Annotated in this window: 20 protein-coding genes; 9 read left to right on the top strand and 11 right to left on the bottom strand. The window is 38.8% G+C overall.

Annotated features, from left to right (window positions below):
• Positions 1-224: 224 nt before the first annotated feature.
• Positions 225-965, bottom strand: coding sequence for a sulfite exporter TauE/SafE family protein (locus PN471_RS07740; protein ID WP_271776350.1), 741 nt, complete (start codon positions 963-965; stop codon positions 225-227).
• A 62-nt stretch (positions 966-1,027) separates the two neighbouring features.
• Between PN471_RS07740 and PN471_RS07735 the strand changes: the two genes are divergently transcribed.
• The 6 genes from PN471_RS07735 to ureC all read left to right on the top strand — a co-directional run bounded on the left by PN471_RS07735 (position 1,028) and on the right by ureC (position 6,244).
• Positions 1,028-1,867 carry an urease accessory protein UreD gene (locus tag PN471_RS07735; RefSeq protein WP_271776349.1) on the top strand — a complete coding sequence of 280 codons (840 nt, stop codon included), beginning with the start codon at positions 1,028-1,030 and terminating at the stop codon, positions 1,865-1,867.
• Between the two features lie 113 nt (positions 1,868-1,980).
• Positions 1,981-2,283 carry an urease subunit gamma gene (gene ureA / locus PN471_RS07730; RefSeq protein WP_027403120.1) on the top strand — a complete coding sequence of 101 codons (303 nt, stop codon included), beginning with the start codon at positions 1,981-1,983 and terminating at the stop codon, positions 2,281-2,283.
• A gap of 43 nt (positions 2,284-2,326) precedes the next feature.
• Positions 2,327-3,514, top strand: a complete 1,188-nt coding sequence (locus tag PN471_RS07725) for an AAA family ATPase (RefSeq protein WP_271776348.1) — start codon at positions 2,327-2,329, stop codon at positions 3,512-3,514.
• Entirely contained in the window at positions 3,511-4,167 is a 657-nt protein-coding gene (locus PN471_RS07720) for a DUF4276 family protein (RefSeq protein WP_271776347.1), read from the top strand. Before PN471_RS07725 ends, PN471_RS07720 begins: the two co-directional genes overlap by 4 nt.
• A 14-nt stretch (positions 4,168-4,181) precedes the next feature.
• Positions 4,182-4,487 carry an urease subunit beta gene (locus PN471_RS07715; protein ID WP_271776346.1) on the top strand — a complete coding sequence of 102 codons (306 nt, stop codon included), beginning with the start codon at positions 4,182-4,184 and terminating at the stop codon, positions 4,485-4,487.
• A gap of 50 nt (positions 4,488-4,537) precedes the next feature.
• Positions 4,538-6,244 carry an urease subunit alpha gene (gene ureC / locus PN471_RS07710; protein WP_271776345.1) on the top strand — a complete coding sequence of 569 codons (1,707 nt, stop codon included), beginning with the start codon at positions 4,538-4,540 and terminating at the stop codon, positions 6,242-6,244.
• A 72-nt stretch (positions 6,245-6,316) separates the two neighbouring features.
• On the opposite strand, the gene PN471_RS07705 is transcribed toward ureC, so the two are convergent.
• The 6 genes from PN471_RS07705 to PN471_RS07680 form a co-directional block, all read right to left on the bottom strand.
• Positions 6,317-7,645: an APC family permease gene (locus PN471_RS07705; RefSeq protein ID WP_271776344.1), complete on the bottom strand. Its 1,329-nt coding sequence runs from the start codon at positions 7,643-7,645 to the stop codon at positions 6,317-6,319.
• Between the two features lie 26 nt (positions 7,646-7,671).
• Positions 7,672-8,751, bottom strand: a complete 1,080-nt coding sequence (locus PN471_RS07700; RefSeq protein WP_271776343.1) for a 4-oxalomesaconate tautomerase — start codon at positions 8,749-8,751, stop codon at positions 7,672-7,674.
• Positions 8,752-8,881: 130 nt separating this feature from the next.
• On the bottom strand, positions 8,882-10,492 hold the full coding sequence (locus tag PN471_RS07695; RefSeq protein ID WP_271776342.1) for a B12-binding domain-containing radical SAM protein: 1,611 nt from the start codon (positions 10,490-10,492) through the stop codon (positions 8,882-8,884).
• Between the two features lie 16 nt (positions 10,493-10,508).
• The gene (locus PN471_RS07690) at positions 10,509-10,763 is read right to left on the bottom strand and encodes a SemiSWEET transporter (protein ID WP_271776341.1); all 255 of its coding nucleotides are present in this window, start codon (positions 10,761-10,763) and stop codon (positions 10,509-10,511) included.
• Between the two features lie 213 nt (positions 10,764-10,976).
• Positions 10,977-11,708, bottom strand: coding sequence for a RadC family protein (gene radC / locus PN471_RS07685; protein ID WP_271776340.1), 732 nt, complete (start codon positions 11,706-11,708; stop codon positions 10,977-10,979).
• Between the two features lie 415 nt (positions 11,709-12,123).
• Positions 12,124-13,062, bottom strand: a complete 939-nt coding sequence (locus tag PN471_RS07680) for a phosphoribulokinase (RefSeq protein ID WP_193892901.1) — start codon at positions 13,060-13,062, stop codon at positions 12,124-12,126.
• A gap of 742 nt (positions 13,063-13,804) precedes the next feature.
• Here PN471_RS07680 and PN471_RS07675 point away from each other — a divergent pair.
• Positions 13,805-15,517 carry a bifunctional serine/threonine-protein kinase/formylglycine-generating enzyme family protein gene (locus PN471_RS07675; protein ID WP_271776339.1) on the top strand — a complete coding sequence of 571 codons (1,713 nt, stop codon included), beginning with the start codon at positions 13,805-13,807 and terminating at the stop codon, positions 15,515-15,517.
• Positions 15,518-16,234: 717 nt separating this feature from the next.
• Here the strand turns inward: PN471_RS07675 and PN471_RS07670 are convergent.
• Complete coding sequence (locus PN471_RS07670) at positions 16,235-16,534, bottom strand: HigA family addiction module antitoxin (protein ID WP_096670912.1); 300 nt, start codon at positions 16,532-16,534, stop codon at positions 16,235-16,237.
• 16 nt (positions 16,535-16,550) lie between these two features.
• A complete protein-coding gene (locus PN471_RS07665) occupies positions 16,551-16,844 on the bottom strand; it encodes a type II toxin-antitoxin system RelE/ParE family toxin (protein WP_271776338.1) in 294 nt (97 codons plus the stop codon).
• 245 nt (positions 16,845-17,089) lie between these two features.
• On the opposite strand from PN471_RS07665, the gene PN471_RS07660 reads away from it, so the two are divergent.
• Both PN471_RS07660 and PN471_RS07655 read left to right on the top strand, forming a co-directional pair.
• Positions 17,090-17,752: a class I SAM-dependent methyltransferase gene (locus tag PN471_RS07660; protein ID WP_271776337.1), complete on the top strand. Its 663-nt coding sequence runs from the start codon at positions 17,090-17,092 to the stop codon at positions 17,750-17,752.
• Between the two features lie 13 nt (positions 17,753-17,765).
• Complete coding sequence (locus PN471_RS07655) at positions 17,766-17,951, top strand: hypothetical protein (protein WP_271776351.1); 186 nt, start codon at positions 17,766-17,768, stop codon at positions 17,949-17,951.
• Positions 17,952-18,301: 350 nt separating this feature from the next.
• On the opposite strand, the gene PN471_RS07650 is transcribed toward PN471_RS07655, so the two are convergent.
• Both PN471_RS07650 and PN471_RS07645 read right to left on the bottom strand, forming a co-directional pair.
• On the bottom strand, positions 18,302-19,654 hold the full coding sequence (locus PN471_RS07650) for a (Fe-S)-binding protein (protein ID WP_271776336.1): 1,353 nt from the start codon (positions 19,652-19,654) through the stop codon (positions 18,302-18,304).
• A 61-nt stretch (positions 19,655-19,715) separates the two neighbouring features.
• Complete coding sequence (locus tag PN471_RS07645; protein ID WP_271776335.1) at positions 19,716-21,002, bottom strand: FAD-binding oxidoreductase; 1,287 nt, start codon at positions 21,000-21,002, stop codon at positions 19,716-19,718.
• Between the last annotated feature and the right edge of the window lie 138 nt (positions 21,003-21,140).

Genomic DNA, 21,140 nt, shown 5'->3' with positions numbered 1-21,140 from the left:
CCTTTGATGATAATTTTGATACAAAATCGTCGAAATCTTAGGTGGCGATAGCGAAGCGCTGCTGCAAGCAGTTCGCCGATCTCAAATCCCCAAACGACCATTTTTCGTTGTGTGACAGTTTAGGGTGCGGAAGGTCGGATACTAAATTAGGCATCTACAATAAATTATAGAACTAAAAAATTAGTTTAATTAAATCAAGTGGCAGAATGAAATTAAAAGTGGTTTTACCAAAAAACTAATAATTCTCGTTGCTGCCATAAAATCAGGATGCCACTGAACAGGACAAAGGAAATAACCAGTCGCCGGAATTGTTTCTCACTGATTTTTTGCAAAACTAAATGTCCCAACCAGTTTCCAGGTATAGCAGCCAAACCAAGGACAATTCCATAACCAATATATGGTAATTTGAAAGCGCCCAAAAAACTATAGACGAAAATCTTGACAATATGAACAATTACTCGATTTGTTGCCTGAGTTGCTAGTAATTCTTCTTTTTGTAAGCCATAGTTAATATAAAGTGGAGCTAATACAGGACCCATACTCCCTAATAATCCAGAGAAAAAAGCATAGGCGAAACCTGCTGGCAAAAAGTACCAAGCTTTGACTGAAAAAGATTTTTCTTCATTTTTGAAAAAGTAACTAGCAGCCGAAAAAATCAGAAATATAGCAACTAAAATACTTAACCAATCTAATTTAAGTTTTGTTAGTGTAAATGCTCCCAAAATTCCGCCAAAAATTGCTCCGGGTAACTCCCATTTAACAACATCCCAATTAATTTTTTGCCAATACACAAATACTCTTTCACTGTTTCCAAATAGCCCACTAATAGTAATTACGGGAGCGATCGCTACAGCCCCTAGAAATATACTGACAATGGGCATAAGGATTAATGCACTTCCACCACCTGCTAGTAAACTGACAAACCATCCTACAATTCCAGCTAATGCTAACCAAAATATTGTCATAAATATTGAATAATATGTTAAACCGAATAAATCAGGTGCTTGATTTTTACTCTACCCTATAAATGATTGATAACTCTCAGACAATACAGGGTTGGCATGGTCAACTTAACTTAGTTTATGGTCATCGCCAAGATTCCACTCAGTTAATTTATAACCACCATCAAGCCCCATTAAAGGTACAACGCCCCTTTTACCCGGAAGGACAAGGAATTTGCCATAGTGTGATTTTACATACGGCTGGGGGCATTGTGGGGGGCGATCGCCTATCCTCTGATATTCACCTCCAACCCGATACAAACGCCTTGATTACCACAGCCGCTGCTGGTAAAATATATCGCAGTAATGGCTTACCAGCAAAACAAACCGTAAATATCCAAGTGGATAGTCACGCTTGTTTAGAATATTTACCCCAAGAAACGATTGTATTTAATGGGGGGATTTATCGGCAAGATTTACGAGTAGAATTAGCTACGGATGCCAGTTATTTAGGTTGGGAAATTACGCGGTTTGGCCGCAGTGCTAGGGGAGAAAAATTTGTCCAGGGAGAGATGCGATCGCACACGGAAATCTGGCAAAATGGTATACCGCTATGGATTGATAGACAAATCGTCCCCGGTAGCGAACAAGTATTTCACAGTCCTCATGGTTTAAAAGACAATCCCGTTGTTGGTAGTTTTGTTGGCGTTGGTTTCCCCATATCTCCAGAAATCATCAACCAAGCCCGGTCTTTAATTATTCAAAACTCTGATGCTGGGGTAACTCGCTTACAACATGGATTTTTGTGCCGATATCGTGGTAATTCTACATCAGAAGTCAGAAGTTGGTTTACAAATATTTGGCAAATATTACGAGTATCTTGTCTAAATCGTGGTAATTGTATTCCTAGAGTATGGCAAATATAGAACAAAAGACCGAGATCCCCAACTTTTGATATCAATTAATAATTTATTGACAAAATAAACAAAAAGTCGGGGATTTTAATTATTCAACTTTGGCAAATTCACAGGAGAAACCCGTGCAGCTTACACCCCAAGAAAAAGATAAATTATTAATTTTCACCGCTGCTTTAGTCGCCGAAAGACGCAAAAATCGAGGTTTAAAATTAAATTATCCTGAAGCAGTTGCCTTTATTTCTGCGGCAATTTTAGAAGGTGCAAGAGATGGTCAAACTGTAGCAGATTTAATGAGTTATGGAACAACATTATTAACTCGTGATGATGTCATGGAAGGTGTACCAGAAATGATTCATGATGTCCAAGTAGAAGCCACTTTTCCTGATGGGACAAAGTTAGTAACTGTACATAATCCGATTCGTTAGAAATGATTAAGATAGGAGAAAGTACAAATCAAGTAAAAACAATATGAGATTAAAATCAGTCAATATCCAAGGATATCGTCCTTTTAGAAATTTTCAAGCACCATTACAACCACTAGAAATTATTGTTGGTGCTAATGGTGCTGGTAAATCTAGTTTTTTTGAATTTCTCAAATTTTTGCGAGATAGTCTTTATTACGATATCCCACCCGAAATAATTTCTGGTTCTATTGGTCAGCAGATTTTTCATATTCCAGGACCAGCTAAGTTTCAATGGAATATAGAAATTGATACAGGTCTTCCAATTGGTATTAGATATTTGGGGGAACTTATGGGTCCGGTTGGTCGAACTCAAGTTTCCTATGAAAGAGTAGAATCATCTAAACCTTTTAGTGATAGATACAGTAATCCATACATATATATGGATATTAACGGTAATAAAGGTGTTATTAGAGAACCTGGAGAAAAAGGATTTACAACATTAACACCAGATAAGTTAACACAAGATATTGCTTTAAAGCGATCTAATCAACTGACGCTAAATGCAATGACAAATCCATCACTGGAAGCTTTATATAATTTACGTGAATATATTCGTGATTGGAGGTTTTATAGTTCTTTCAACATAGCCAACTATAAAATTCGTACACCAGTTCCCCTTGAACAAGAGCCTGTTTTACATGAAGATGCTAGTAATTTAAGTTCAGTATTGCATTATTTAATGACTGAACATAGACCAGCGTTTGACGAACTACAACAGCACTTACGTTCAGTAATTCCTGGTTTTAAAGGGCTGACAGTGAAAATTCGTGGACGAGGAGAAGCCATAGCTTTTTGGCAAGAATCAGGTGTTGATGATGAGTTAAGTCTTGCTGACTTATCAGATGGAATTTTGCGTTTGATTTGTTGGGTTTGTTTATGTGTACAACCAAATCCACCATCTTTAATTTGTATTGATGAACCAGATCAAGGTGTTCACCCTCGCACCCTTCCTGTACTTGCTGCTTTATTTGAAAATGCTTCTGAACGCACGCAAATTCTATTAGCAACTCACTCATCTTATTTCCTGACACAGTTTGATATTTCTCAAATTGCTGTACTCAGAAAAGAGAATGGGGAAGCTGAATTTATTAAGCCTGGCGAGTCTCAAGTTTTAATTGATATGCTTGATGATTTTGGTGCAGATGAATTAGAACAATTACACCGTAGCGATGAATTAGAGAGACTTCCATGAGAGTTGAAATTTATGTAGAAGGTACATCTGATAAATATGCAATGGAGGCACTATTAGCACCTTTAATTGACCAAAAAGTACAGCAAGGTATTAGTATTAGATTTTTTGCTATTAAGGGAAATGATAATGATAAAGGAGGAGATGCCAAGAAAGATTTATTGACAAAAATACCAATTAAAGCAGTCAACATTATCTGCAATCAACCAGATTCTATTGTGGTAGTTATGCCAGATTTATATCCCCAAAATAGAGGGTTTGCACATGAAACAATTCAAGAACTAGAAAATGGTATTTTCGATAATTTCAATCAGGAATTACAGCGTAAAGGAATTAATGATAACCGCTTAAGAAACCGTTTTCAGGTTTTCTGTTTTAAACATGATTTAGAAGCATTAATTTTAGCCGCTGAATCAGAATTAAGAAGCGTACTTGGTGTTGATTCTCTTCGTCGAATATGGACAATACCAGTTGAGGGACAAAATCATAATGTTCCACCTAAAGATATTGTAGAAAGAATTTTTCAAAAATGCGGTAAGAAGTATAAAGGTAGTACACATGGACGAATAATATTAGGAAATGCAAGATATCAGGATATAGCAGAAAGATGTCCGCAAGCTTTCAGACCGTTTGTAGAGTTTTTAGAAAACCTTTAAAGTAGGAAAAAATTATGATACCAGGCGAAATCATTACCCCAGCAGGAGAAATCGAATTAAATGCAGGTCGTCCCACGACTAAAATAATAGTAGCAAATACAGGAGACAGACCCATTCAAATAGGATCGCATTTTCACTTTTATGAAGTTAACACTGCTTTAAACTTCGACAGAGAAAAAACACGAGGAATGAGATTAGATATTCCCGCCGGCACAGCAGTCAGATTTGAACCAGGAGATGAAAAAGAAATAACATTAATTTCCCTAGTTGGTAGTCGTCAAATCTACGGTTTCAACAACAAAATTGACGGAAACCTCTAAAATTCTCTCTGTGCCTCTGCGACTGAAGCGTGATAAAAAAAGGATAAACTATGCCATACAAAATGAACCGCCAAGCCTACGCCGATACCTTCGGACCAACAGTAGGAGACAGAATTAGATTAGCCGACACCGAACTATTTATAGAAGTAGAAAGAGACTTTACAAGCTACGGCGATGAAGTGAAATTTGGTGGCGGAAAAGTCATTAGAGATGGAATGGGACAATCCCCTATTTCTAATAGTGATGGTGCAGTAGATTTAGTAATTACAAATGCTTTAATTCTCGATTGGTGGGGAATTGTTAAAGCAGATATTGGCATTAAAGACGGCAAAATTTACAAAATTGGTAAAGCCGGCAATCCCTATATTCAAGACAATATAGATATCATTATTGGACCAGGAACAGAAGCTTTAGCTGGCGAGGGAATGATTCTGACAGCGGGGGGAATAGATACCCACATCCATTTTATCTGTCCCCAACAAATTGAAGTCGCTATTGCTTCTGGTATTACTACCATGATTGGGGGTGGCACAGGTCCAGCTACGGGAACAAATGCCACAACTTGTACTCCTGGACCCTGGAATATGTACCGAATGTTGCAAGCTGCTGACGCATTCCCTGTTAACTTAGGATTTTTAGGAAAAGGTAATACCAGTCAACCTCAAGGACTAATAGAACAAATTGAAGCCGGGGCAATGGGGTTAAAACTTCATGAAGATTGGGGGACAAATCCTGCTACAATTGATACTTGTTTGACTGTTGCTGATGAGTATGATGTGCAAGTAGCAATTCACACTGATACTTTAAATGAGGCTGGCTTTGTGGAAGATACTATTGCCGCTTTTAAACATCGTGCTATTCACACTTATCACACGGAAGGGGCTGGGGGAGGTCACGCACCAGATATTATTAAGGTTTGTGGACAAAGTAACGTTTTACCATCTTCCACTAATCCTACCCGTCCTTACACTGTTAATACTCTAGATGAACATTTAGATATGTTGATGGTATGTCATCACTTAGATGCGGCAATTCCTGAAGATGTATCTTTTGCTGAATCTCGTATCCGTCGGGAAACGATCGCTGCGGAAGATATTCTCCACGATTTAGGCGCGTTTAGTATGATTGCTTCCGACTCACAAGCCATGGGGCGTGTCGGTGAGGTAATCATTCGGACTTGGCAAACGGCACATAAAATGAAGGTGCAACGGGGAAGTCTTGCTGGTGATAGTCATGCCGATAATTTACGAGCTAAACGTTATGTTGCTAAATATACAATCAATCCAGCAATCACTCATGGTATTTCTGAATATGTGGGGTCTGTGGAAGCGGGAAAATTGGCCGATTTGTGTTTGTGGCAACCTGCTTTTTTTGGTGTTAAACCGGAAATTGTCATTAAAGGAGGTATGATTGCTTGGTCGCAAATGGGTGATGCCAATGCTAGTATTCCCACACCCCAACCTGTATATATGCGACCGATGTTTGGCAGTTTTGCTGGTGCTAGAAACGCCACATCATTAACTTTTGTGTCTCAAGCAGCTTTGGCGAGAGAAATTCCTCAACAATTAGAATTAAGAAAATTAGCGATCGCAGTTTCAGGAACTCGTCAAATTACTAAGCGAGATATGAAATTAAATGATGCTTTACCCGAAATTGAAGTAGATCCAGAAACCTACGAAGTTCGTGCAGACGGTGAATTATTAACTTGTGAACCAGCAACCATTTTACCAATGGCACAAAGATACTTTCTGTTTTAGATGCCACACAGTGCAAAAAATGGTGGCTTAGGAGATTGGTTTCCAAATTCACCCCCTAATTTTCCATAGAGCCTATTCCTTTAATATTACCTCAAGATTTTCTCTAGAGTTGATTCGACGAAATATAAAATGCCAGATCAACCCAATACCCATTAATCCCAGACCAATTAACCAGTAGTGCCATTCCACACAAAAAGCCAGCAACAGCGAAGACCAAAAAGATAACCAAGATATCCATTTCGGATATAACCGTTCCTCCTTACTGATTTGCAATGCGGCTAGACTGACAATGGCACTTCGGTATAAAGCTCCAAATGTCCCAAAAGACCAAGTAACTTTTACATCACCGATGAATACAAGAAGGGCGATGATCATACCCACAGCGATGACGGCTAAATCAGGTGTTGTCCCCGCACTATTCAGCTTGGTAAAAAAACTAGGCATATCTCCACGACGTGCCATTGCTAACAGCAACCGAGATACACCCAAAACCGTAGTTAAGAGGATACTCAGCATAGAAGTGACAGCGCCAACAGCTAAGAAATTAGCAACAAAGGGAATACCAAAACTATCAGCTACTGCTTTTAAAGGTGCTGCATTCAATCTAGTTGCCTCAGCAAAAGCATCTGACCCAATTGATCCCAAACTGACGACTGCCACGCAGATATAAAGGAGCATGGTGGCAATTATAGTGAAAATAATCGCTCTGGGGATGCTCTTTTTAGGGTCTACAATTTCTTCCCCCACCATAGAAATGCGAGCAGCGCCATTATAGGAAACAAACATTAAAGCCACTGATTGCAGAAAATTAGTTGCCCAGTCATGAGAATTTGTACCTGAAAAAGTCAATTTCTCAAACCCATGAGTAAAGCAGAAAAAGAACCCCACAATAATTAAACAAAGTAGAGACAGGATGGTGATAGAAACAACTACAATAGTTGATATTTTAGAACTCCGCATCCCCCCCAAAACAATGAAAGTGATCAAAAATACAGCAGTTTCTGCTACAGGGACTAAAATCCCAGCATCTGTCATACCGAGATTATTTAAAAGATAGCCAGAAAATCCCAGGGCGGCAGTGGCAGCTACAGCAGTTTTGCTTAAAAGATAGATCCAGCCGCCGGTAAAGCCTAACCAGGGCGTTAAGTATTGATAACCATATTCATAGATGCCACCACTAACAGGATGATTAACAGCTAGTTGGGCGAGGTTAAGACTATTACAAGCTGCTAATAAGCCGGCAACAATTAAGGCAGCGATCGCCGCTGAACCAGATATCTCAGCAGCAAGACCAATACTGACAAAAATACCCGCGCCAATAACTGATGCTAATCCCATGATTGCCGCACTCAGCCAATCTAACTCTCGTTTCAGTTGCTCTGGCGGATTTTCATTTAACATAGTGTTTCCTTTGAATTGATCTAATTCTACAGGCGACTTGATACATAAACATTACCTGATAAGAGCAACCGCACAGTTCGGACAATACCTGCACTTTCAACAATCATGGCCGAGCCTTGATTGTTTGTCACCAAAGAAACCTCAATTTTTCCAGTAGGATGTTCAATTATCACCATTTCATTGCCAGAACCTATTGAAGTAGTAATACCTTCGGCAACAGAACCTTTCAGGAGACTACAGCAACCAACACAAATTGCACCTGTCACGGCATGGGCGCTATGACAAACATTGGGGACGAAATAACGGGAGGTAATGTTTCCCTGATAACGTGGAGGTGCAATAATCGCAAATTTAGGAATCACACTATTTGTAACATCACCTAGTCCCATCCGTTCACCAGCAAGGCGGCGAATTCTGGCAATTTTCCCTAAGAAAGCTGTGTCCGCATCAAGTTCTGCCTTGGTTTCATAACCAGTTTTACCTAAATCATTAGCCCGTGCTATCACCATAGGCATGGCGACATCAATGCAAGTAACCTCAACTCCCTCAATTTCTTCACGACAATGGCCTGTTGGTAAAAGTTGACCAGTTTTAGAACCGACAATTTCCATGAAGTTGAGTAAAACTGGTGCTGCTGTCCCTGGTACACCGTCAATGGACATATCACCATCATATATAACTTGTCCTTGAGGAGTCGGGATGATAGCTTCTATCAGTGCGTTGGTATTGAGGTTACGGATTTTAACAGTGGTTGTCTGATCTGTTGCGGTGACAAGACCTCTGGCAATGGCAGCATGACCAATACCCGCAACCATGTTACCGCAGGATGGACTCCAATCAATCTCCGCCTTGTTAATGCTCACTTGACCGAAGAGATAATCTACATCAGCCCAAGGATGTGGAGATGGTGAAAATATGGCTACTTTGCTGGTTAGTGTTGTTGCCCCTCCGATCCCGTCTATTTGGCGGTCATCAGGTGAACCCATTGCAGCTAGAATTATCTTGTCTCGGATAGTTGCCTCTGTGGGTAAATCTGACTGCAAAAAAAATGGTCCACGAGATGTGCCGCTACGGAAGAATAAACATGGGATTGCTAACTGTTTCATATAACCCAACTTTTTTAGTTCTGGGAGTGTTAATAATACAATCTATCAGCGATCGCTTCCCTTGTCGCCAGCTTTTTAGTGACATTTATGCTTAACTTCTTGTTCCTCCTTCCTGCTGACTCGGTGACTCCTAAATTTTTAATTCTGCTTCTGCCAAATGCTTAATCAGCGTAGACTGAGGTAAGGGTCCTTGCAAGTGATTCCAAGGTAAAATTTGCTCAGTTGACCAATTACTATGAACATAAAAATTTAAATCGGGAATTTTTCCTTTTAGTTGTTTAAAAGCGCGTTTATAACTTCCTAATGAGTCGCCAAAATCACGGGTTAATTCTAATAATTGAGAAAGTCGGCGATCGCCTCTCGACAACAAAGCCTGTATAATTGACCAATTATAGCTTTCTGGTCGAAACTCTATCCCTTGAGGTTTTATTTGCTTTTGTAACAATTGCAACCGTTTTTCTGCTTGCTTATTTACCCCAAACCATTGAAATGGTGTGTGTGATTTGGGGACAAAGGTACTACACCCCAGTGTTAACCGCAAACCAGGAGCAGCTTTTCTTACGTCTTCCATCATTTTTACAGTTGCGTCCACATCTTCGGGTTCTTCCCCTGGAATTCCCACCATTCCATAGAGTTTTAAACTAGATAAACCACCAGCTTTTGCGTTGATAGCCGCTTGGATAATTTCATCATTATGTAATTTTTTATTGACAATTTTCCGCACTTTTTCCGAACCACTTTCCACCGCAATTGTCAATGATCTTGTATCTCGTTTTGTTAAAGTTTCGGCTAATTTAACTGTAACTGTATTGGTTCTTACGGAAGCCACACTTAACCGCACATCATCATATTTTGGTTGACTAATATAATCTAACAATTCTGTAAATTCTGGATGTTGAGTAACAGAAGCCCCCAACAAACCCAAACGATTGGTAACTTTTAAACCCCGTTCAATTCCGGGAATTAAAGAATTTTCTAAACTCGCAGTTCTCAAAGGTAAGGTTAAATAACTAGCTAAACAAAACCGGCACATTTCGGGACAACTTCGCACCACTTCGATCATATAAATATTTTCCCAAGCAGCTTTTTCTGTGACAACAGTAGAAGCAGAAAGAGTATTGCCTCGGTAAGTTTGCTTTTGGATAATTGGCGGAATTTCTGCTGAAATCGGATTAATTGATTTTATTTCCCCATCTGGGATAATATATTCTATTACATATAAACTAGGAATATAAATTCCCGGAACTTGGGCTAAGGTTTTTAACTGAGTTTCTTTATCAGCATTTCTGACTTTTTTATAAGTATCTATAAAATCACCCAGCAGATTTTCACCATCTCCCAATAAAATCACGTCGAAAAATTCCGCATAAGGTTCAGGATTAGCTGTGAGAACTGGTCCACCGCCAAAAATTAAAGGATGATTTTGATGGCGAGAATTAGCCCGAATCGGAATTTCTAAAGATTCCAAAAGATTAAAAATATTCACATAATCTAATTCCCAAGACATCGAAAAACCTAGTAATTCTGGATGTCTAGGAAGTTGTTCCCGAATATCAGTAAATAAGCGACCTACCTGCAAATCATCACGCATAGCCAAAGTTGCCCATACCACCTGATAACCCAGGCTAGTTATCCCCACCGTGTACTCATTGGGAAAGGCGAAAATTACGGGAATAGCATCGTGATTGGGGGTTGCGGGGGTAAACAGAAGGCGTTCACAGTCAAATACAGATGATGTCACAGCTTTTTGAGTAAATTTATCTATATTTAATTTTAAGCCATAGAATAATCAAGTTAAAACATAATGTCACCCCATTAGCAATGATAACGGGTAAAGCACCGAGAGTAATCCCATAGACTAACCATAGAAACAAACCACTCATGAAGACAATCAGCATCACATAAGAAACATCTTTTGCTGATTTTGTACGCCATATTTGGAACATTTGTGGCAAAAAAGCAATAGTAGTTAATGCCCCTGCAACTAATCCTAAAATGGTGATCAAATCCATGTTCAATAATATCTCCTGATTTTACAGATTATACTCCATTAATTGCAGATATTTGGCTCAATCCTAGAAATTAACAGTTAAAAAATTTTGTTAGATCATGTTATTTGCACATTAGATTCGGAAAAGATATTATTTGTGAGTTATTCGCCCCAAAAATCCCAATGCACGCACAGAGAAGGAACTAGAACAAGTCGAACGAACAAAGTAGAAATATCAATCAACTTGAGAATAATCATCCCATAAAGTTGTAATTTCTCGTAAACTCTGATGAGTGCCATTACCTAAGATTAAATGGTCTAAAATGGCAATAGCTAACAGTTCTGCCCCGGCTAATAATTGACGAGTCAATTCGATATCTGCTTCACTGGGTTCTAAACTACCAGAAGGGTGATTATGGGCAACTATTACCCGTGTGGCACCTTGACGAATGACTTCTCGGAAAATATCACGGGGCGAGGCTAAAGTTTCCGTTGCTGTCCCAATTGTAATCACTTTTGTGCCTAATAACTTATTTTTCACATCCAATAATAATACGGCAAATCTTTCTTGATTTTGCCACATCAAGTCTTGACTCAGCACCGCAGCCGCAGCAATGGGACTATCAATTACTGTTCCGTCCGCAGGGCGAGATAAAAACGTCCGTTTACCCAATTCAATTGCAGCCAAAATGGTTGTCGCTTTTGCCGGTCCCACACCGGGAATTTCCATTAACTCAGCGGGGGAGACATTTCGTAAAGCAGCTAAGGGGTCACACTGACCTTTACCCAATTCTTGTAATATATATTGCCCTAAACCAACTGCTGAGAGTTTACCAGGTCCCTGACCAGTACCCAGCAAAATAGCGATTAATTCCGCTGTAGCTAAAATCTTCGGTCCGTGAGTCATTAACCTTTCACGGGGGCGTTCATTTTCCGGTAAGTCGGCTATTCTCAGGCAATAAGTCATACCAATTGGGGATTTTGAATTAGAAATAATTGGGTTATCGTCAAACTTATAGAGACATCCGGTAATGTCAATTATCCCTTATTTTTGGAGACAATTATTCCTTTTTGGCAAAAGAAGGGAATAGGGAACAAATAAGTAGTGAGACAGAATTAATTACACAATTTCATTGCGTAAGCGTTGCGTTAGCTATATGTAACGAAGTGAAATGAAGCAATCGCCAGGGTTGTGATTGCTTCCCGTAGCTCGCAATGACTGTAAATATTTTTGTCCAATTACTTAAGAAACACTCGTTTGCACCAGTTTAGAGCTTCAGTCAAAAACAAGATGTTTTTCAAAGATGGGTAGCCCGAAAAAAAACAGTGTCATTATTTCCATCTCATGTTTTTAAACATGAATTTTTTCTGTTCCCTATGAATCATTGGTAAATTTGCGTAGCTTTGAGCATATGGTAGGTAATAATTAACTGAGTCAGGGCGAGAGGATAACTTTGCAGTGTTTCTCCGGTTGTACCCGCAATTTTACCCAATTCTGGATTACTTTCGCGATCGCACACACTATTTAAATACGGCATATCATTACACATAATGCGTTCGATTTTATTCACCTGTTCCAATGTTGCATGACCGTCAACCTCCAAAACATCCACCGGTTTTCCCATATCTCTATCTAGTCCCAAGCGGATAGCTGACTGGGAATCACTACGACCAGCGTGAATAATTTCCGTAAAATCAGGGTGAGGAATCGAAGGACGCAGCACCAAGCGCACATTTAAACGTCCATTTGTGTTATCAATTTCATCACTGGGAGGATAGAAACTGACTACAATATCCGACCATTGCCGCTGAGGGCGGATATACCTTTCTGAATCTGGTTCGCGCTTGTCTAACTCCGCTAATACCTGTTCTGGAGTATAACCGCGCTTTTGAGTATCCCGTTTCACCTTCCAATCAGCGCGAAGTGGTTCAGGAGGGGCAAGATAGACTTTAACATCATAAGCATCACGGGCTACACGGGTAGAATAACCTAGTAACCCTTCAATAATCACAAATTTACTGGGTTTGATATATTGCGGTGGTTCAAAAGTCCCTGTAGAGTGGCTGTAAACCGGCTTCAGAATCGCCTGTCCTGTCCGTAACAGTGATAAATGTTGCTGCATGATATCCAAATAGTTACAATCGGGATGGAGTGCCGTAATGCCGATTTCTGCCCGTTGTGTGCGATCATAACGGTGGTAATCGTCTGTACAGATAATAGTCACATTTTCAGGACCTAGTACCTGAGCAATCCCTCTAGTCAGAGTTGTTTTCCCCGCAGCACTATCACCAACAATACCCAGAATAATTGGACGGCTCATGAATACCTCCTCTGACGCGAGTAAGTTTATAGAATAATCTTCAATTTTAGAGGGCAAATAAGCCCTTTCTTCAGAAAATTATATCTTTGCAACATCTCTACATAAACTCCCTGGATTTGGTGTCATGGGATGATTTTTTGCACGCAGAGGCGCAGAGGCGCAGAGATTGAGAACCGCTGTAGATTTTAAGTAATGAGACGGAATTAATTACATAACTGATTTTCCTGTTCTTTTCAACCACCAACATTATTATTTTCCTCTTTATCCTCAAATCCCGGACATCCTGACTCAGACCAGCAATTCTCATTTTGAAACGAGTTTGCGTCATTTCAGCGATCCCCAGATTCGTTAAGAATTGTAAAACCCTATGAATGTAAGAGTTTCAATGTCATGAAACCTTGAAATAAGAATTGCTGGATTCAGACAATCAAGACTTGACAAATCTTAAAGATTTTATTATGCCTATGTTATGGGTGGAAAAGTGTGCGCCCATATATATAGGCTTTTCAACCACCAATATAATTATTTTCCTCTTTATCCTGTCAATCCTCAAATCCTGGACATCCTGATTCAGACAATCAAGACTTGACAAATCTCAAAGATTTTATTATGCCTATGTTATAGGTGGAAAAGTGTGCGCCCATATATATAGGCTTTTCAACCACCAATATAATTATTTTCCTCTTTATCCTGTCAATCCTCAAATCCTGGACATCCTGATTCAGACAACTTAAATTTTATTATGGCTTATTTTACACCAGGGCAACTACTCAAAAGAGGACAATACGAAATTATTGACACTCTAGGACAGGGAGGATTTGGTATTACCTATTTAGCGCAAGATCATAAACGCAAAAAAGAAGTAGCTATCAAAAGTCTCAACGTCTCCTTTTTGAAACAACGCTATCGAGATAAATATGGGAATACAGATAGTTTTGGAGAATTTTTAGCAGAAGAACAGGACAAGTTTAACACCGAAGCGATGGTCTTAGCTACCTTTGATCATCCTCACATTGTCAAAGTCTATCCTGAACTGTTTCAAGAAAATGGTTTATCTTGTATGGTGATGGAATATGTCAAAGGCAAAAATTTAGAACAATATTCATACGCGAATGGTGTTTTTAGTGAAAGTGCGGGTTTAGAAATTATTAAAGGCATTGGCGAGGCTTTAAGTTATATTCATAGTCGTAATTATCTGCACCGAGATATTAAACCTGCGAATATTTTACTAAGAGAAGAAGACAATAAAGCCATATTAATTGATTTTGGTTTAGCTAGAGAAGTTAATTTTGCGGAATTGATGAGTTTAACAAATGCCAAAACTCCCGTTTTTGCACCACCAGAACAATTTGAAAATAGAAGTAATTTCACTCCCGCTTTAGATATTTATGCTTTAGCAGCAACATTATATGTAATTATCGCCGTTCATGAACCGCCTTTCATTCCTCTGCCTAGTCCTTATCTGAATGCTAAGATTATGCTAGATATGAAAATGGCGATTGAACCACCGCAAAAATACAATTCTCAAATTAGTCAAAAAGTAAATGATGCTATTCTCAAGGGAATGGAGTTAGATTATCAAAACCGTCCTCAGTCTATTAGAGAATGGTTTACGTTTTTAGGTTTTCAATCACAAAATAATCATCTCAAAACTTTCACTTTTGAAGTTGTCACAACCAACGCGAAAGGAAGTATTATCAACAAACACAACCACTCAGCAAATTACTTTGTGGAAGATTTGGGAAATGGGGTGAAGTTGGAAATGGTGGAAATACCCGCAGGAACATTTTACATGGGTTCACCGGAAAATGAAGTAAAAAGATATCCTAGTGAAAGTCCTCAACATCAAGTTACTGTTCCTAGCTTCTTTATGGCTAAATATCCTTTGACTCAAGCACAATATCAAGCTATCGTGGGAAAAAACCCTGCTCGCTTCAAAGGTAATAATCTTCCTGTTGAATGTGTGAGTTGGAATAATGCGGTTAATTTTTGTCAAAAGTTAAGCCAAAAAACAGGTAAAGACTATAAGTTGCCCAGTGAGGCACAATGGGAGTATGCTTGTAGGGCGGGAACAACCACACCTTTTTATTTTGGTGAAAGCATTACCCCAGATTTGGTAAACTATGATGGTGAGTATGCCTACGCTGCTGCACCAAAAGGAAAATCTCGAGAACAAACCACAGAAGTAGGAACTTTTCCCCCTAATGCTTTTGGTTTGTATGATATGCACGGGAATGTGTGGGAATGGTGCGAAGATGATTGGCAGGAAAATTATATAAACCCGCCTATAAATGGTAGTGCTTTGACTAGTCGAAGCTATCGTAAAATGCTGCGCGGCGGTTCTTGGCTCTACAACCCTGACTATTGCCGTTCGGCCTATCGTTACTATGTTGATGCGGGCTTCGACAGCCGCCTCAACGGTTTTCGTGTTGTGTGTGGTGCTGCGTGGACTTAGTAGCCCTTTATACTCCTGCTCTTTTTCCCTCTGCCCTTCTGGTGATCTTTTCCCTTACCCCGCCGTTAGGCGGAATTTTTTTGGATAAATACTGAATGTGGAAACCTTATATATGGGCGCATACTTTTCCACCTATAACATAAGCATAGTCCAAACTGAGAATTTTGTCAAGGGGTAAAATTGTCTGAATCAGGATATCCAGGATTAAAGGATTTACAGGATGTTGTTGGATGATTGTTTGTTGAGATTTTGGAGATAATTTTGTCTGAATCAGGATATCCAGGATTTCAGGATTTGCAGGATTGTTGTTTAATGATTGTTTGTGGGGATTTTGGAGATGATTTTGTCTGAATCAGGATTTTCAGGATTAAAGGATTTTCAGGATGTGATTGAAAGATTGTTTGTGGGAAGTTGGAGATGATTTTGTCAGAATTAGGATTTACAGCGATTTCCAATCATATAAGGTACATCTTAGCCCCCTCATCGCTTGCGGGGAGGGGGTTGGGGTTCTTGTTCCGGGTTTGATGACAATTTGCTGTAAGGATTTTCAATATGGGTAATTGGTAATTGCGAAAATGCTGTAAACTAACCATCTAAAGAAGAGCATAAAACAACATCTTTAAAATATCCCACCTTCCAAAAATCACCACTTCCCAAAAACAATCTTTCAATCACATCCTGAAAATCCTCAAATCCTGGACATCCTGATTCAGACAATTAAGCGACAAAAGGATTAATTGTATTCAGAAATTCTGCTTCTGCTTGTTGAGCATAATATAGATCCCAGCGAACTTGTAAATTCATCCAGAAATCAACAGATATACCAAAAAACCTGGATAACCGCAGTGCTAAACTGGGTGTGATATGCTGTTTACCTGCGATTAAATCTACAATTTGCTGTTCTGTAACACCAATAGATTCAGCTATTTTTTGGGGTGTTAAACCTTTATGGATCATAAACTCTTCTAATAACATTTCTCCAGGATGGGTAGGAGGACGATGGGTTGGGATTTTCATAAATGTGATTAATACCTCAATGATAATCTACAATTTCCACAGCATCTGCCCCTAATTCTTGCCAAAAAAAGCAAATTCGATATTGATCATTAATCCGAATACTATACTGACCTTCTTTATCACCTTTTAATGCTTCTAGACAATTACCTGGGGGAATTTTTAAATCTTCTAGGCTTGTAACTGAGTCTAATTGATCTAGTTTACGAACTGTACGCTTCCAAAGGGATGAGGGACAGGTTTTTCGAGCAGCTTTAGAATCTTTACCATCGAAAATGTGTTGTGTACCCAAGTTCTTGAAAGCATGAATCATTTATAAACGTTGGTTTTACTGCTTTGAATAATTTGATAAATAAAAGTCTTATATATATGGGCGCACACTTTTTTACCCATAACATAAGCATAGTTGAAACTGAGAACTTTGTCAATAAATAAATTTTGAAACACGCTTTAAAACGAGTCGGGTTTAAAAGAGGATTTGGGGGTTGACATTTGATTTTAAATTTGTTATCATAGAGCCGATAAGGAAGAACTATCATAAAATAACTAATATAAATCATGTCAAAACAGACCCTGGGTTTAGAACAAAACCTATATGATTATTTGCTTTCAATTTCCCTGCGCGAACCAGCTATTTTAACCCAACTGCGTCAAGAAACTGCTCAAATGCCCAGGTCTATCATGCAAATATCTCCTGAACAGGGACAATTTATGGCATTATTAATTAAGTTGATAGGAGCAAAAAAGACCTTGGAAGTCGGTGTATTTACTGGCTATAGTTCCTTAGTAGTAGCTTTGGCTTTACCCACAGACGGTAAAATAGTCGCCTGTGATGTTAGTGAGGAGTATACCAGTGTAGCTCGACGTTATTGGCAAGAAGCGGGAGTAGCTGATAAAATTAATTTGCATATTGCCCCAGCTTTGGAAACATTAGATAAGTTATTAACAGCAGGGGAAGCGGAAACTTTTGATTTTGCCTTTATAGATGCTGATAAAGGTAACTATGATAATTATTATGAGCAATGTCTTGAATTAATTCGACCAGGTGGATTAATTGCCATTGACAATGTGTTGTGGTCAGGTAAAGTTGCAGATACAGAAATACAAGATAATCAAACTAACAAAATTAGGGCGTTGAATCGCAAATTACATCAAGACTGCCGAATTACCCTGAGTTTAGTTCCCATAGCCGACGGATTAACCTTAGCAATGAAAAATTAGGAAAATCAACCAAATGGAAGAACTACTTACACTCAAAGAACTGCTGCACCAAGGCAATATCACGGAAGCCTTGTTAATTGTCGAAGAATTAGAAGAAATGAGCAAATCTGATAAACTAAATAAAACAGAAGAATTAAGCAAATTAGTTCAACAAGAAGAAATCATAAAAAAGGCAATGAACTTAATTTGGGAAAGATAAATAAGACCCCTGACTTCTTTTTTATCTTCTTCAAGTGAGGTATAATGGGAGGGAGTTAACCGCAGATAAACGCAGATAAACGCAGATAAACGCAGATAAATTTGTACTTCATTAGACATCTCCAGAAATGAAATATGCGTATCCTAGAACCCTTGTAGAGGCGTTCCATGGAACATCTCTACATTCTTTTTTGGAGATGTCTATTAGATTAAGAATGCTATCTCTTGAACTCTTACTCTCTGCGTCTCTGCGTCTCTGCGAGAGATAAATTCATACTTTTATTCAGCAACGCCGATTAAGAAAGGTTATAAATTTATCTCAGAAGTCAGGAATCTGGATATTATATTTTTCTAAATCTCCAATTTATCCCCCCGAATTGAATAATCTAACAATTCCATTGGGTGCATAACAGAAATAGTTTTCCCCTGCAAATACTTACTAATCTGCAAACTACAACCAGGGTTAGGAGAAGCAATTAAATCTGCACCAGTATTGATTAAGTTCTGGGCTTTTTGTTTACCTAATTCTTCCGCAACTTCCGGTTGCAACATATTATAAATACCCGCACTACCGCAACACAAAGCCGCGTCTATGGGTTCTTTCAAAGTCACACCGGGAATTTGTTTTAAGAGTTGACGAGGTTGGACACTAATTTTTTGACCATGTAATAAATGACAAGCATCTTGATAAACTAAATTGATATTTTTCTCAGTCAAAGGTGAAAGTTTAGCAGTTAAACCCACATTAAATAAAAACTCCTGTGAATCTTTCACTTTCGCTGCAAATACTTTAGCTTTTTCCGCATATTCGGGATCATCTGCTAAAATATGACCATATTCCTTCAAAGTATGACCACAACCAGCAGCGTTAATAATCACAAAATCCACATTAGTATCAGCAAAACTATCAATCATTTGTCTGGCTAAAGTTTTCGCTTGTTCCGTTTGTCCCTGGTGTTCAGGAAGCGCCGCACAACAACCTTGAGACTTAGGAATTACCACCTCACAACCATTAGCAGTTAAAACTCTAACAGTTGCTTCATTCACACCAGAGAAAAACAGTCTTTGCACACATCCTAAAATTACACCCACGCGATATCTTTTTTCACCCTTAGCTGGGATGATATCTGGTAAATTATCCTGAAAAGATTTAAGAGTAATTGCCGGTAAAATAGATTCCATAGCAGCTAACCGGGGAGATATAGCCTTAATTAACCCAGTTGCTTGTAATACCTTAGAAATTCCTAATTTTTGATAAACTAATAAAGGAAAAAGTAAAATTCTTAAAAGATCAGGATTAGGAAACAGAGAAAAAATCAATTGTCGAACCAACTTATCAGGTAAACTGCGACTATAATTCCTCTCCACCTGATGTCTAGTAGCCGAAATCAACTTATCATACTGGACACCAGAAGGACAAGTAGAAACACAAGCCAGACAACCCAAACAAGAATCAAAATGTTCAACAGTAGCCGTATTGAGAGCAATTTCACCCTCATTAATAGCATCCATTAAATAGATACGTCCCCTGGGAGAATCCATCTCCTTTCCTAATATCCGATAACTAGGACAAGTAGACAAACAAAAACCACAATGAACACAACTATCAATTAATTTAGGATCAGGTGGATGACTTTCATCAAAACCCTTCAAATTCTTAATACTAGCAGTATTATTATTCACCGAACCTTCCGAAACTTGCATTTATATTCCTCCCCTCTTAACCTCTGTTACCTCTGTGCCTCTGTGGTTCGTTTATTAAGACTTAAATCCCACCCACAAACCGACCAGGACTTAAAATAAAATTCCCATCAAACTGTTCCTTAATGCGGCGCATTACCTGCAACCCATTACCAGTATAACCCCAAACATCAAACCTTTCCTTTAACTCAACAGGTGCAGATAAAATACTTAAAAAACCAGAATTTGCTTGACATAAATTTCGCAAAGGCAAAATCTGCTTTTGATTTTCTAAACGCACCAAACCCAAACCACTACTAATGTGAATTAAACCAACTTCTATTTGATTGATAATTTCCACCGCCGCAGTTGGTAATACTCCTATTTTGCAGGTAATCGTAGATTCCGTAACATGAGAATGTATTTGTTCTGGTAATCGTTGCCATAAATCAGTTTCATTATTTCCTGAATAAATTACCCCATGTAAACCCAATTTTTCGCCAGTTACTAATAGTCGTTTGCACTGTTCTTGGACACTTTCATTAATATTTTGAAACCGGGTAATTAAACCTGTTCCTGTCCCCAAATCCAAATTAGTAACTAACTTACTTGATAATAAATCTGCTTGAGTTGGTGTTAATTCCGAACCTTGTAAAGTTCTTACTGCTTGGGATATGGCTTCTGGCTTCCCAGTTAATATCACTGTTCCCGAAGTTTCAGGAATCGGATAAACTCGAAAAGTGACTTGGCTGATAATTCCTAATGTACCGTAAGCGCCAGTAAATAATTTCATTAAGTCGTAACCAGCCACATTTTTGACAACTCGTCCCCCAGCTTTAGCGATTTGTCCATCTGCGCGGATAAAAGTTATCCCTAAAAGTTGGTCACGCACACCACCATAACGTTGACGCAGAGAACCTGTATCAGCCGTAGCAACGATACCGCCTATGGTCGCAGAATCAGGAAAAGCCGGATCAAGTGCTAAAAATTGGTTATGTTTACCTAAAATCTCTTGAAGCTGGGCAAATTTCATCCCTGCTTCGACGGTGACAGTTAAATCACCAACTGCGTGTTCTATGAGTTGGTTGATGCGATCGCTGCTGACAATAATATCAATATTTTTAGCTAAACTACCCCAATTGATTTTACTACCACTACCACAAGTAAGAACGCGCCATTTATGACTGTTGGCGATCGCTATCACTGCGGCTAATTCTGCTTGGTTATGGGGATAAATGACGCAACTGGGTTGGCTTTTGGAGTCTATCCCTTGTTGGATATGATGCTGTTGGGTGGGGGTAAGATTTTCCCACGATATAATAGAGGTTTCAGGGCTGAGAATAGAAGTTAAGGTAGATGCTATTGAATTCATCAGTGTATTTTTTATATCCTTCTTAATTAATTTAATATGAATTGTATTTTGCACAAAGGAACAAAGTCATAAAATTAGGGCGGGGAAACCCAGAATTAGGGCGGGGAAACCCAAGATTAGGGCGGGGAAACCCAAGAT

It is taken from the genome of Aphanizomenon sp. CS-733/32 (genome assembly GCF_028330045.1).
Lineage (GTDB): Bacteria > Cyanobacteriota > Cyanobacteriia > Cyanobacteriales > Nostocaceae > Dolichospermum > Dolichospermum gracile.
This window is presented reverse-complemented; position numbering and strand designations above follow the sequence as displayed.

Coding starts and splice junctions, on each gene's coding strand:
- PN471_RS07740 (WP_271776350.1), bottom strand. CDS start 965: ATGACAATATTTTGGTTAGCATTAGCTGGAATTGTAGGATGGTTTGTC.
- PN471_RS07735 (WP_271776349.1), top strand. CDS start 1,028: ATGATTGATAACTCTCAGACAATACAGGGTTGGCATGGTCAACTTAAC.
- PN471_RS07725 (WP_271776348.1), top strand. CDS start 2,327: ATGAGATTAAAATCAGTCAATATCCAAGGATATCGTCCTTTTAGAAAT.
- PN471_RS07720 (WP_271776347.1), top strand. CDS start 3,511: ATGAGAGTTGAAATTTATGTAGAAGGTACATCTGATAAATATGCAATG.
- PN471_RS07715 (WP_271776346.1), top strand. CDS start 4,182: ATGATACCAGGCGAAATCATTACCCCAGCAGGAGAAATCGAATTAAAT.
- ureC (WP_271776345.1), top strand. CDS start 4,538: ATGCCATACAAAATGAACCGCCAAGCCTACGCCGATACCTTCGGACCA.
- PN471_RS07705 (WP_271776344.1), bottom strand. CDS start 7,645: ATGTTAAATGAAAATCCGCCAGAGCAACTGAAACGAGAGTTAGATTGG.
- PN471_RS07700 (WP_271776343.1), bottom strand. CDS start 8,751: ATGAAACAGTTAGCAATCCCATGTTTATTCTTCCGTAGCGGCACATCT.
- PN471_RS07690 (WP_271776341.1), bottom strand. CDS start 10,763: ATGGATTTGATCACCATTTTAGGATTAGTTGCAGGGGCATTAACTACT.
- radC (WP_271776340.1), bottom strand. CDS start 11,708: ATGACTTATTGCCTGAGAATAGCCGACTTACCGGAAAATGAACGCCCC.
- PN471_RS07680 (WP_193892901.1), bottom strand. CDS start 13,062: ATGAGCCGTCCAATTATTCTGGGTATTGTTGGTGATAGTGCTGCGGGG.
- PN471_RS07675 (WP_271776339.1), top strand. CDS start 13,805: ATGGCTTATTTTACACCAGGGCAACTACTCAAAAGAGGACAATACGAA.
- PN471_RS07670 (WP_096670912.1), bottom strand. CDS start 16,534: ATGAAAATCCCAACCCATCGTCCTCCTACCCATCCTGGAGAAATGTTA.
- PN471_RS07665 (WP_271776338.1), bottom strand. CDS start 16,844: ATGATTCATGCTTTCAAGAACTTGGGTACACAACACATTTTCGATGGT.
- PN471_RS07660 (WP_271776337.1), top strand. CDS start 17,090: ATGTCAAAACAGACCCTGGGTTTAGAACAAAACCTATATGATTATTTG.
- PN471_RS07655 (WP_271776351.1), top strand. CDS start 17,766: ATGGAAGAACTACTTACACTCAAAGAACTGCTGCACCAAGGCAATATC.
- PN471_RS07650 (WP_271776336.1), bottom strand. CDS start 19,654: ATGCAAGTTTCGGAAGGTTCGGTGAATAATAATACTGCTAGTATTAAG.
- PN471_RS07645 (WP_271776335.1), bottom strand. CDS start 21,002: ATGAATTCAATAGCATCTACCTTAACTTCTATTCTCAGCCCTGAAACC.